The organism is Salinivibrio sp. PR932 (assembly GCF_001996125.1).
GTDB lineage: Bacteria > Pseudomonadota > Gammaproteobacteria > Enterobacterales > Vibrionaceae > Salinivibrio > Salinivibrio proteolyticus.
The window spans coordinates 69,350-81,532 of the sequence record NZ_MUFM01000001.1 but is presented as its reverse complement, the minus strand read 5'-3'; the positions used below and the strand labels follow the sequence as shown (position 1 = coordinate 81,532).

Sequence of the window (12,183 nt, the reverse complement as noted above, 5' to 3'; positions counted from 1 at the left end):
GCGTTAGTGCGCACTCGGTAAGGCTTGTTGGGTCATATGAATGGTTTCAGAAATCCATCCTTGATGTAGCATCCATTCCGTGGCCGGCACCAAGAAAAACTCGATCCCCACCACGCCGAGTAGGCCCATTACAATCGTGTAAGGCAATGCCATATAGACCATGCGCCCGTAGGAGAGGCGAAGTAACGGTGCCAATGTAGAGGTGAGCAAGAACAAGAAGGCGGCTTGACCATTCGGGGTGGCGACCGAAGGCAGGTTTGTCCCAGTGTTAATGGCGACAGCCAGCATGTCGAATTGTTCACGGTCGATAACGCCGTTGATAAGCGCGGATTTCACTTCATTAATGTACACAGTGCCGACGAAGACATTATCAGACACCATGGACAGCAACCCGTTCGCGATATAGAACATGGTGAGCTGCATATGGCCCTCCAACGACAGGACGAGATCGATCACAGGCGCAAATAAGTGTTGGTCGATAATCACGGCGACTACCGAGAAGAACACTGCCAACAGCGCGGTAAAGGGCAGCGCCTCTTCAAATGCTTTGCCGATGTGGTGTTCATCGATTACCCCGGTGAACGAGGTTGCCAAGATGATAATGCTAAGACCAATCAAGCCGACTGCGGCTAAGTGAAGGGCAAGGGCGGCAATTAACCAAACGGCGATCAACGCTTGAACCACGAGTTTAGCCACATCTTGTGGTGTGCGTTTGGCGCGTTGTGCTTTATCGTACTCCACCAGAATTTTAAGAACGTTATCTGGAAGCTGTGCGCCGTATCCGAATAGACGTAACTTTTCCACCAACACACAGGTGAGGAGGCCTGCGACAAAGACCGGCAGAGTCACTGGTGCCATCCGCAGAATAAACTCACCAAAATGCCAGCCAGCTTGATCGGCAATAATCAGGTTCTGAGGTTCACCTACCATGGTCATGACGCCACCGAGCGCGGTACCCACGCCCGCATGCATCAGTAGGCTGCGCAAGAAGGCGCGATAGTTTTCCAGATCGTTGCGACTGAGATCATCACTCAGGCTTTCATCTGAGGTGTGGTCATGCGCGGCGCCAAATTCTTTTCCTGAGGCAACGCGGTGATAAATTGAGTAAAAGCCCACGGCGACACTAATCACCACGGCAATCACGGTTAGCGCATCTAGGAAGGCGGATAGCGTCGCCGCCGCGACACAAAACGCGAGAGAGAGTGCAATTTTGGAACGGATCCCCAATAAGATTTTGGTGAAAATATACAGCAACAGCTGCTTCATAAAGTAAATCCCTGCCACCATAAAGACCAGTAGCAGCAAGACTTCAACGTTGGCGACCAATTCATGCTTTACTTGCGCGGGGCTTGTCATACCGATGGCGACGGCCTCAATCGCAAGCAGACCGCCCGGTTGCAGAGGGTAGCATTTTAGCGCCATGGCTAAGGTGAATATAAATTCAACCACCAGTAGCCAGCCGGCAATGAAGGGGTCAATCGAGAATACAATCGGGTTGATGATTAAAAAGGCGACAATGGCCAGTTTGTACCAATCTGGCGCTTTACCGAGAAAGTTCTTCAAAAAAGCGGTTCTGAGTGTCATGGTCTTAGCCATAGTGAAAGTCTCATGGTTATGTATGCATCGTACAGGCGGCGCATGGCGAGAAAACACACGTACACAGAAACCATAGCAGCCCGTTTGAGAGAGCGATGGATCCAGTACGAGGAGCGGGTCACTGTACAAATTCGGTGTTCGGCAATGGCGAGCAGCGTAGGCGGTTGGTCGCAACTGCATGACGGATGTGCGCTATTTTGCCTTAGACATACTTTGTTACATCTTGTATGACATAATTTTGCGAATTATGCCCAGATTTTCATTGATCTGGTACAAAAATCTGCAGGATGTCACTTCATTGGCCCTGAAAACACGTAGCGGTTTCTGCCTGAAAAGACTAGTGGTATGATGAGTTATTAATCAGAGCAAGAAGCAAATTGGAATTAAGATTCAATGGTTATAAAGGCGGATAGCCCAGCAACGTTTGCTGAAAAATATATAATTGAAAGTATTTGGAATAATCACTTCCCGAAAGGGTCGATTTTACCGGCTGAGCGTGAATTATCAGAGCTTATCGGTGTGACCCGAACCACATTACGTGAAGTCTTGCAGCGCTTAGCGCGCGATGGTTGGTTAACTATCCAACATGGCAAACCGACCCGTGTAAACGATTATATGCGCACCTCTGGGCTGAGCATTCTCGATACGTTAGTGACGCTGGAAGGCCAAGATGTTCACGGTGTGCTCGAAGATTTGCTGGCGGCGCGCACCGATATTAGCGGTGTTTATATGCGCTATGCGGCAAAAAATCGCCCGCAAGAGTGCATTAATCTTATCGATCATGTGATTAAACGCTGTGAGCAAGTGCTTGAAAGTGAGAGCTTTGATCAGTTTATTGCCTTGATTGATGAGCAAGCCGAGGTGCTTAAAGACGTCAAGAAGATTCAAGATAAGTACGGCAAGCAAGATCCCGCATTGTGTGAGCGGATCTCAATGGGACGTGCCTTTAACCACTTCGATTACATGCTGTTCCAAGGCATGGCACATTATTCTGGTAATAAAGTGTATGTATTGACCATTAATGGCATGCGTCAGATTTATTCGCGAGTAGGTGGATACTACTTTATGGATCGCCGTGCTTGTGAGATTGCATTACGCTTCTACAGCGACTTGCGTGGTTTGATTGAAAACAATCAACATAATGCCATCAGCGATCGGGTGAAGCAGTACGGTCGTGAAAGTGGTGCATTGTGGTTTGGCAATCGTGAAACCATTGCAGCCAATATGGCCGAAGAAGAGGCCTAGCTGACGCATTACCTCAACCGAGGTGCGATATTGTTTTGCGTCTCATCGGTTTAAACAGTGAAAAGCCAGAGGCCTTGTGCCTCTGGCTTTTTTGTCTATCTATCTTAGGACGGGACAGGTGGCACTAACTACCGACTAACATGTCAGGGTCAAACTGCGGCCGTTTCGGACAGCTACTCAATATTTTCCCTCGTCCTTCACTGGTTTCCTCTTCGAGGATAACTTCAAATCCCCAAAGTCGATGGACATGCTTCAGCACCTCCTCATAGGAATTGGCCAAAGGGATGCGGTTATGAGGCACATAGCGCAGGGTGAGTGACCGATTACCGCGTAAGTCGACATCATAGACTTGGATGTTGGGTTCACGATTACTGAGGTTATATTGGGCTGAAAGTTTTTCTCTCAGCTGACGGTAGCCTTGTTCATTGTGAATACTGGTGACTTCGATATAGCTTTGCTTATCGTCATCATTGACGGCGAAAAGCTTCATATCGCGCATGACTTTGGGCGATAAAAACTGGCTGATAAAGCTCTCGTCTTTAAAGTTTGCCATCGCAAAATGCACCGTATCGAGCCAGTCCTTGCCTGCAATCTCTGGGAACCAGTACTTATCTTCTTCGGTTGGGTTTTCACACATTCGGCGAATATCTTGGAACATGGCAAAGCCAAGTGCATAGGGGTTAATCCCTGAGTAGTATTGGCTGTTGTAGGGCGGCTGTGCGACCACATTGGTATGGCTGTGCAAAAACTCCATGATAAAGCTTTCCGTCACCAAGCCCTCATCGTAAAGATGATTCAGTATGGTGTAATGCCAGAAGGTTGCCCACCCTTCATTCATCACTTGAGTTTGTTTTTGCGGATAAAAATACTGGCTAATCTTGCGCACTATGCGCACCACTTCACGCTGCCAAGGCTCTAGTAATGGCGAGTGTTTTTCAAAGAAATACAGCAGGTTTTCTTGCGGCTCGGCGGGGAAGCGTCGTTTTTCTTGTTCCTGTTCTTTATTACCACCAGGAATGGTACGCCACAGTTCATTCACTTGGGTTTGCAAATAATCTTCGCGGGCTTTTTGTCGCGCTTTTTCTTCCGCGAGAGAAATTTTCTGTGGACGTTTGTATCTGTCTACCCCGTAATTCATCAGCGCATGGCAAGAGTCGAGCAAGTTTTCGACTTCGGCGAGGCCATACTTCTCTTCGCATTCACTGATGTAATTTTTCGCAAACAGCAGGTAGTCGATAATTGAGCCAGCATCGGTCCAGGTTTGGAATAGGTAGTTGCCCTTAAAAAAAGAATTGTGCCCATAACAGGCATGAGCCATCACCAATGCTTGCATGGTGATGGTGTTTTCTTCCATTAAATAAGCAATACAAGGGTCTGAGTTGATCACTATCTCATAGGCAAGTCCCATGTAACCGTGCTTATAGTGACGTTCTGTCTCGATAAACTTCTTGCCAAATGACCAGTGGTTGTAGTTTATCGGCATGCCAACGCTTGAGTAGGCATCCATCATTTGCTCGGCAGCGATAATTTCAATCTGGTTGGCGTAGGTGTCGAGCCTGTAGTGCTCGGCAACGCGCTTAATTTCCTTGTGATACTGCTCAAGCAGGTCAAAGGTCCAATCCGGCCCATCATGGAGCGGCGTCTTACGTTTGCCTTTAGTGACAGCCATACCTAATCTCCCTGAAAAAACATACCGATGCAGAGATGGCGTCAGGCTTCGACCTGACGCTTAAACAATTCGCGGAACACGGGGAAGATGTCTTCCGCCGAACGAATATTCTGCATCGCAAAGTTGTCATGACTTTCCGCGAGTGCCTCATATTCACGCCATAACGTTTGATGCGCGCGGCGCGTAATCTCGATATAGGCGTAATAGCGGCTGACCGGCAGTAAGCTTTTCTGCAGTAGCTCACGACAACCCGGTGAATCGTCTGCCCAGTTGTCGCCGTCAGACGCTTGGGCGGCATACACGTTCCACTCTGTGGGGTTGTACCTGTCTTTGATGATCTCATCCATCAAGCGCAATGCACTGGAGACAATGGTGCCGCCGGTTTCTTGCGAGTAAAAGAATTCGTGCTCATCGACTTCTTTTGCTTGGGTATGATGGCGAATAAAGACTACCTCTACATTTTTGTAGGTACGGGTTAGGAACAAATACAACAAGATATAAAAGCGTTTTGCGATATCTTTAGTCGCCTGATCCATTGACCCTGATACGTCCATCAGACAGAACATCACCGCTTGGCTACTGGGCTGTGGCCGTTTTTCGTAGTTTTTATAGCGAAGATCGAAGGTATCAATAAAAGGTACCGCGGCGATCTTGCTTTTCAGTGCTGCAATTTCCTCTTCAAGTCGCTTCATTTCCAAAGGCTGTGCTGGCTCAGAGTGACGCAAGCTTTCCAGCGCTTCCTCTAGCTCTGCCAGCTCTCGGCGCTTGCTCGCAGACATCGCGGTGCGACGCGCCAACGAGTTTTGCAACGAGCGCACAATGGCGATATTTGAGGGTACGCCATTGGAGGTATACCCCGCACGGTGGGTCTTATACTCCACCATTTTTTGCATTTGATTTTTCTTCAGATTGGGTAGCTCGAGATCTTCAAACAACAAGTCGAGATACTCATCTTTCGAAATTTGGAAGACAAAATCGTCTTGGCCTTCACCGTCTGGACTCGCTTGTCCGTCACCTGTGCCACCACCGCCTTCGCCACCGGGGGGGCGTGCAATACGATCGCCGGGGCTAAATTGGTCGTTGCCAGGATGGACAGCATCACGCTGTCCTCCTTTGCCTTGGTGAAAGGTCGGTTCACGGATGTCGCGTGATGGAATCGAAATATCCTCGCCACTTTCGACATCAGTGATTGACCGGTTGTTGACGGCGTCGGCGATTGACTCTTTTATCTGCCTTTTGTGGCGGCGTAAAAAGCGCTGTCGATTGACGGTGCTTTTATTTTTGCCATTGAGCCGACGATCAATAAAATGCGCCATAACTCTCTCCCGTCACGTGTGTCCGCCCTGAAAGGGATATGCTACGACGATTTACGTACGCGCAAATACCATTCAGATAGCAAGCGAACCTGCTTGCGGGTATATCCTTTTTCCATCATACGAGCGACAAAGTCGTCGTGTTTTTTCTGCTCGTCGCTAGACGTTTTGGTGTTGAATGAAATCACCGGTAGCAAGTCTTCGGTATTGGAGAACATTTTCTTCTCGATGACCGTTTTCAGCTTCTCGTAGCTGGTCCAAGCAGGGTTTTTTCCCTCATTATTGGCACGTGCACGTAGGACGAAATTGACGATCTCGTTACGGAAGTCTTTCGGGTTGCTGATCCCGGCAGGCTTCTCAATTTTCTCCAGCTCGCTATTGAGTGCCGAGCGATCGAACAGTTGGCCGGTGTCTGGGTCGCGGAACTCTTGGTCTTGAATCCAAAAGTCTGCATAAGTTACGTAGCGGTCAAAGATATTCTGACCATACTCCGAGTAAGACTCGAGATACGCCGTTTGAATTTCTTTGCCGATAAACTCGATATATTTCGGGATTAGATAGCCTTTTAGGTGCTCGAGGTAACGCTCTGCAATTTCTTGTGGGAATTGCTCACGTTCAATTTGTTGCTCAAGGACGTAAAAGAGGTGGACCGGGTTTGCGGCGACTTCTGCGTGGTCAAAGTTAAACACACGAGATAGGATCTTGAACGCAAAGCGGGTTGAGAGCCCATCCATGCCCTCATCAACCCCGGCGTAATCGCGGTACTCTTGGTACGACTTCGCTTTGGGATCGGTGTCTTTGAGGGTTTCACCGTCGTAGACGCGCATTTTCGAATAAATGGACGAGTTCTCAGGATCTTTCAAGCGAGAAAGCACCGTAAAGCGAGCGAGAATATCTAGCGTACTTGGTGAACAAGGCGCTTGTTTTAGCTCACTGTGCGACAAGAGTTTGTCGTAAATACGGATCTCTTCGGAGACGCGTAAGCAATAAGGCACCTTGACGATGTAAACACGGTCGAGGAATGCTTCATTGTTTTTGTTGTTGCGGAATGACTGCCATTCCGATTCGTTGGAGTGAGCGAGAATGATGCCATCAAACGGCAGGGCAGACAGACCTTCGGTCCCGTTGTAGTTGCCCTCTTGCGTCGCCGTCAACAAGGGGTGCAGCACCTTGATTGGTGCTTTGAACATTTCCACAAACTCCATCAGCCCCTGATTGGCCTTACACAGTGCGCCAGAGTAGGAATACGCATCAGGATCGTCTTGCGAAAAGTGTTCGAGCTGACGGATATCGACCTTGCCCACCAAGGAGGAAATATCCTGATTGTTTTCATCCCCGGGCTCGGTTTTCGCCACGGCGACTTGATTGAGTACTGAGGGGCGAACCTTCACGACTTTAAATTGACTGATGTCGCCACCAAACTCTTTAAGTCGCTTGGCGGCCCAAGGCGACATAATGCTACGAATATAACGCTGCGGGACACCGTACTCTTTTTCTAGCAGGTGACCATCCTCTTCAGCATCAAAAAGGCAGAAAGGATGATCATTGACCGGACTGCGTTCGCCGTTCGCGGTTAGCACATAAATCGGTACTTGCTGCATCAAGCTTTTCAGTTTTTCTGCAAGCGAGGATTTACCGCCGCCGACAGGGCCGAGTAAATAAAGGATCTGTTTGCGTTCTTCCAGCCCTTGCGCGGCGTGTTTGAGGTAGGAGACGATTTGCTCAATCGACTCTTCCATGCCATAAAAGTCTTCAAAGGTCTTATAGCGTGAAATAACACGGTTGGAGAAAATACGACTGAGCCGTGGGTCGAGGGAGGTGTCAATCTTCTCTGGTTCACCGATGGCCATCAACAGGCGCTCGGCGGCATTGGCATAAGCGCTGCGATCGTCTCGGCACAGATCCAAGAACTCCTGAAGGCTCAATTCTTCGTCTTTTGCATCTTCGTAACGCTGACGATAATGATCGAAAATAGTCATGGTCCTGCCCCCTAAATCGTCTGATAACTCATAAAGAAAAGGTGGTCCTTTGGCTGAATTTCCCTTTTCCTCATAATAATGTTAGACCCCAATCCACGATTTTGCGTGAAAGAATTGATTGTTTTTTCGATATTTTTTCCCCTACCATTGATAGGTAAATCAAATAGCCACGTGTAAGACAGCTTAGATTCAAGTTGTTGTAGTAGGCTGTCACGTTGAGAGGGTAATATCAGTGATGGTGTCCACGATAAGTGTGGTGTATGGACAGCTACTGGCCTAATTCTAAATTGTGCGTTGACCAGCAAATTAAGGAAGAAGAATGACTGAAAAGCTTGTTAAAGCGGCGGTGGCATCATGCCTACTACTCGCCGCGGGAAGTGTTTCCGCAGAAACACGTGTGTCTGCCGGTGTCCTCGCCGCCTTTTCTCCCCAACCTTATAAGGACACTGATACCGACCCGCTGATTGTACCGACCATTAATGTCGATACTGACCATTTCTATTTCCGAGGACTTACCGCAGGCGCGCGTTTGGCGCCAAAAGATGCCACGCATAACCTCGTCCTATCGACGACCTATGATCCACGTCGTTTTGATCCTGCAGATACCGATGACCCACAGCTAAGTTTACTTGATAAACGCGATACGTCGGTTGTTTTGGCTCTAGCGTATCAATACCACTCGCCAATCGGTCGATTTCAAGCGTTAGTCGGTGAGGGGGTGACCCATGATAGAGATGGCCTGTATGGGGAAGTCAGCTGGAAATATGGGATGAACCGCCAGCGATGGGGGATCTCCCCGGAAGTGGGGTATTCCTACAACAGTAGTGACCTTAATCAACACCTTTATGGGATCAGCGCCGCGGAGGCATCACGCTCTGGATTATCCGCCTACGAGCCCGGCTCTGCGGGACACTATTTTATCGGTGCTAGTGGTTATGTGATGCTGACAGAGCGCATCCAGCTGCTTGGTGGGGTGCGTTACACCAATTTAGATGACAACATTGCAGATAGCCCAATGGTAGACCAATCAACGGCGACTTCAGGCTACCTTGGAATGAATTATATTTTTTATTGATTCAGGCCCCCCAGCGAGCGGTCAGCCTGTTCGCTTGGCCGCGACCAACATGCAAACAGGCAGCGTAGGCTGCCTTTTTCGTGTTTGCAGATTACCTAGAGCAGTAACTCACCATGTTTTTCGTCATGAATACAGGTGTTCAGCGTGTGGCTTTCTCCCGGTGCTAGCTGAATACTGGGTTGCTCAATGGCGGCTTCAATACAGACAAAATGTAGATAGCCGTCGTCGTCCATATCAGACATTTGTACCGAAGCCGCTTGGCCTGGATTCCAGACGACTGCGCTCGTCTCGCCTTGATTATTGACGACAATACGTCGATACCCTGCCGTATCAGTCAGGGTTAATGACGAGGCAGAGTCGGTATAAATGCGGTCGACGGGCTCTTCAAAAGTCACGGTGCCAGAGGCGGGCTTTCTCTGTCCGTGGCTGAAGTTGTCGAGATAGTGGCTTCCCACACCCGCTACGGTTGCTTGTTCACTATCCGCAACGGAAAGGTAACTGTGCAGGGCGCCTCCGAACTCAAATGGCAGCGAGTCAGTGTTTTTTACCGTTAAAGCGACATCGAGCGTGTGGGTGAGCGTGAATGTCATAACGGCTTCAAAATCGTGTGGCCAAAGGGCACGGGTCGTCTCCGAGGGCGTCAGAGATAATTGTATCGTCACACCTTGCGTATTTTCTTCAATGTGTTGGATGTTCCACATAACGCGACGTGCAAAACCATGTGAGGGAGATCCCGTTTGGCCGAACCAAGGAAAGCAAACGGGAATGCCACCCCGTAGAGGCGTTTTTGCGTCATAGACTGCATTGCCACTCATCCAAATCAGTGGTTCCGCATCGCGTGGAGAAAATGACAGTAAGTGTGCCCCAAATTGACTGATAGTCGCATCACAGGCTGGATGTTGAATCCGAAGAACGGGGACGGCTTGGCGATAACATAAATCAACTGACGCCGAGAGCCGGCGCTCGAAGTGCAGAGTATGAGAAGTCATAATCGCGTCCTTTATTGCGCAGAAACGGCATAGAGCTCATAAACAAAAGGCGGCCAACGGCCGCCTTTAATCAATACTAGGCTAATTGCAACTTACTTAGAGATGTGTGCAACTAGGTCAAGTACTTTGTTTGAGTAGCCGATTTCGTTGTCGTACCAAGATACAACTTTAACGAATTTGTCGGTCAGTGCGATACCTGCTTTGGCATCGAATACTGATGTTTGTACTTCACCGATGAAGTCTTGAGAAACAACCGCATCTTCAGTGTAACCAAGAACACCTTTCAGCTCACCTTCAGACGCTTCTTTCATCGCGGCACAGATTTGCTCGTAAGATGCTGCTTTCTCTAGGTTGACAGTCAGGTCAACAACAGAAACGTTGGCAGTTGGTACGCGGAACGCCATACCAGTCAGTTTACCGTTCAGCTCAGGAAGTACTTTACCTACTGCTTTCGCTGCACCAGTTGAAGATGGGATGATGTTCTGAGACGCACCACGGCCACCGCGCCAGTCTTTCGCAGAAGGACCGTCAACAGTTTTCTGAGTTGCAGTAGTTGCGTGAACAGTAGTCATCAGGCCAGACTCGATACCAAACTTGTCGTTCAGTACTTTCGCGATTGGCGCAAGACAGTTAGTAGTACAAGATGCGTTTGAAACGATATCTTGACCCGCATACTCGCTGTGGTTAACACCCATTACGAACATTGGGGTTGCGTCTTTAGATGGACCAGTCAGAACAACTTTCTTCGCACCCGCTTGGATGTGTTGACGTGCTGTTTCGTCAGTCAGGAAGATACCGGTTGCTTCAGCAACAACGTCAACACCAGCCTCATCCCACTTAAGATCTGCTGGGTTGCGCTCTGCCGTTACACGTACTTTCTTACCGTTAACGATCAGGTTGCCGTCTTTCACTTCAACAGTGCCGTTGAAGCGGCCGTGAGTTGAGTCGTACTTCAGCATGTAAGCCATATACTCAACGTCAATCAGGTCGTTGATTGCTACTACTTCAATGTCTTCGCGCTCTACAGAAGCACGGAATACGAAGCGGCCGATACGACCAAAACCGTTAATACCTACTTTGATAGTCATTATGTTGCTCCACAACTTAATTTCTAGTGAGATGAAACTGGTAGTAAAATTACAGAATAGGACCCGTCCATGCAAGGGTAATCGCGCCCAAAATTGTTTAAAGTCAAAAAAAAGTACGGATTTTTTTTACATCACCTAAACATTTTGCGCCCCTGCGACTCTACCTGTCCCTTCTTTGACCAATTGGTACAAAGCGAAAGGATGAGGTATTGGATGACAGCTGGTGTATTGAAAAGCGTAGAAGCAGATGCGCGATCGTGAAAGGCAAGCACATCAATTCCGTTATCTGTCGAAGAGAGCTGGGTTTGAAAATAACTGACAAATAGAGAGAAGCGCCCGCGATCGCAGGCGCCTTGATGCTAGGTCGGTTCTTTGGGATCAATTGCGTTGACTAAAGTGGCTTCGAAATTACCGTCTCGGATTGCTGCAGAGATATCTTTTGCTATTGATTCCAACTGGTTGCGGCGCTCCTCTGATAGAGGATAGAGCCGTGCTAATCGGTCACTGTCAGCTATGGGTAAGTTATAGTCTTTACCCACTTTGGCCCATAGATACGCATGATCGAAGCGCTCTAATGCATGGTTAGTGGTCGCTAAGGATTTAATCGCTTCAGGGATCACTTCGTCACGTACCTCTTCATCGTTGCCGTCATACAGCTCAAGCACATGCAATAAGATACGAACGGTTTTGTGTCTGTCTCGGGAGACGTAATAGGTGGCGAGTCCAAGTTGAAGCTGAGGCGTTTCAAGATGCTGTGTCCCCTCAAGTTTTAGAAATTGAGGTAAAGCGCTGTTATCGCCTTGTGACCAGCGGTAATAAATCACCGGTGGCTGATACGAGTCTTTCAATTCACGTTCTAAGCGTTCGATAGAATCATAGGCGTGATAGACCGCTTCGGTACGCTTCGTTTTTCGCTCTTTTAGAGTGGTTGGTTCGATTCCCGCAACCAGCTCCATGCAGCGTAAATAGACTTGAGTCTGTTTGAGCTCGGCCAGCTTATTAAGATCACTGGGCTTTTCATCCACCGCTAACCGTTTGAAAATCAAGTCTGAACGCTCAAAACGGCATTGGCCATCACCAATATTTAACCCTTCGCACAATTCAGGATGCGTATCACACACTTGGTTGGTGGTCGGTTCTCCCTCACAACCAGCCAGTAGCAAAAGCATTGCGCCAGCAGAAGCAGCAGTGAGTGATTTAGGTAATCTTAAAGGCATGGTTGTTCGTAT

General features: G+C 48.6%; 9 protein-coding genes. 2 read left to right on the top strand and 7 right to left on the bottom strand.

What is annotated here, in order from left to right; translation table 11 throughout:
• Window positions 1–3: 3 nt before the first annotated feature.
• Window positions 4–1,584, bottom strand: a complete 1,581-nt coding sequence (gene nhaB / locus BZG84_RS00345) for a Na(+)/H(+) antiporter NhaB (RefSeq protein WP_077677927.1) — start codon at window positions 1,582–1,584, stop codon at window positions 4–6.
• A gap of 405 nt (window positions 1,585–1,989) precedes the next feature.
• Between nhaB and fadR the strand changes: the two genes are divergently transcribed.
• Window positions 1,990–2,841 (top strand): fatty acid metabolism transcriptional regulator FadR, encoded by an 852-nt coding sequence (gene fadR, locus BZG84_RS00340; protein WP_077677914.1) that lies wholly within the window; start codon window positions 1,990–1,992, stop codon window positions 2,839–2,841.
• Between the two features lie 124 nt (window positions 2,842–2,965).
• Here the strand turns inward: fadR and BZG84_RS00335 are convergent, their stop codons facing one another.
• From BZG84_RS00335 to BZG84_RS00325, 3 genes are read right to left on the bottom strand one after another with little or no spacing between them, the layout of a single operon-like run.
• Complete coding sequence (locus tag BZG84_RS00335; RefSeq protein ID WP_077677913.1) at window positions 2,966–4,510, bottom strand: SpoVR family protein; 1,545 nt, start codon at window positions 4,508–4,510, stop codon at window positions 2,966–2,968.
• 41 nt (window positions 4,511–4,551) lie between these two features.
• Entirely contained in the window at window positions 4,552–5,826 is a 1,275-nt protein-coding gene (locus tag BZG84_RS00330; protein ID WP_077479289.1) for a YeaH/YhbH family protein, read from the bottom strand.
• Between the two features lie 41 nt (window positions 5,827–5,867).
• Window positions 5,868–7,802, bottom strand: a complete 1,935-nt coding sequence (locus BZG84_RS00325; protein WP_069590012.1) for a PrkA family serine protein kinase — start codon at window positions 7,800–7,802, stop codon at window positions 5,868–5,870.
• A gap of 319 nt (window positions 7,803–8,121) precedes the next feature.
• Here BZG84_RS00325 and BZG84_RS00320 point away from each other — a divergent pair, with 319 nt between their 5' ends.
• Complete coding sequence (locus BZG84_RS00320; protein ID WP_077479290.1) at window positions 8,122–8,877, top strand: MipA/OmpV family protein; 756 nt, start codon at window positions 8,122–8,124, stop codon at window positions 8,875–8,877.
• A gap of 95 nt (window positions 8,878–8,972) precedes the next feature.
• On the opposite strand, the gene BZG84_RS00315 is transcribed toward BZG84_RS00320, so the two are convergent.
• From BZG84_RS00315 to BZG84_RS00305, 3 genes are all read right to left on the bottom strand, one after another.
• The gene (locus BZG84_RS00315; RefSeq protein WP_077479291.1) at window positions 8,973–9,866 is read right to left on the bottom strand and encodes a D-hexose-6-phosphate mutarotase; all 894 of its coding nucleotides are present in this window, start codon (window positions 9,864–9,866) and stop codon (window positions 8,973–8,975) included.
• 92 nt (window positions 9,867–9,958) lie between these two features.
• Complete coding sequence (gene gapA, locus BZG84_RS00310) at window positions 9,959–10,954, bottom strand: glyceraldehyde-3-phosphate dehydrogenase (protein WP_077479292.1); 996 nt, start codon at window positions 10,952–10,954, stop codon at window positions 9,959–9,961.
• A 359-nt stretch (window positions 10,955–11,313) separates the two neighbouring features.
• Window positions 11,314–12,171, bottom strand: a complete 858-nt coding sequence (locus BZG84_RS00305) for a DUF2989 domain-containing protein (protein WP_077479293.1) — start codon at window positions 12,169–12,171, stop codon at window positions 11,314–11,316.
• Between the last annotated feature and the right edge of the window lie 12 nt (window positions 12,172–12,183).

Excerpts from the sequence above, each read along its gene's own strand:
- nhaB (WP_077677927.1), bottom strand. The coding sequence starts at position 1,584 with ATGACACTCAGAACCGCTTTTTTGAAGAACTTTCTCGGTAAAGCGCCA.
- fadR (WP_077677914.1), top strand. The coding sequence starts at position 1,990 with ATGGTTATAAAGGCGGATAGCCCAGCAACGTTTGCTGAAAAATATATA.
- BZG84_RS00335 (WP_077677913.1), bottom strand. The coding sequence starts at position 4,510 with ATGGCTGTCACTAAAGGCAAACGTAAGACGCCGCTCCATGATGGGCCG.
- BZG84_RS00330 (WP_077479289.1), bottom strand. The coding sequence starts at position 5,826 with ATGGCGCATTTTATTGATCGTCGGCTCAATGGCAAAAATAAAAGCACC.
- BZG84_RS00325 (WP_069590012.1), bottom strand. The coding sequence starts at position 7,802 with ATGACTATTTTCGATCATTATCGTCAGCGTTACGAAGATGCAAAAGAC.
- BZG84_RS00320 (WP_077479290.1), top strand. The coding sequence starts at position 8,122 with ATGACTGAAAAGCTTGTTAAAGCGGCGGTGGCATCATGCCTACTACTC.
- BZG84_RS00315 (WP_077479291.1), bottom strand. The coding sequence starts at position 9,866 with ATGACTTCTCATACTCTGCACTTCGAGCGCCGGCTCTCGGCGTCAGTT.
- gapA (WP_077479292.1), bottom strand. The coding sequence starts at position 10,954 with ATGACTATCAAAGTAGGTATTAACGGTTTTGGTCGTATCGGCCGCTTC.
- BZG84_RS00305 (WP_077479293.1), bottom strand. The coding sequence starts at position 12,171 with ATGCCTTTAAGATTACCTAAATCACTCACTGCTGCTTCTGCTGGCGCA.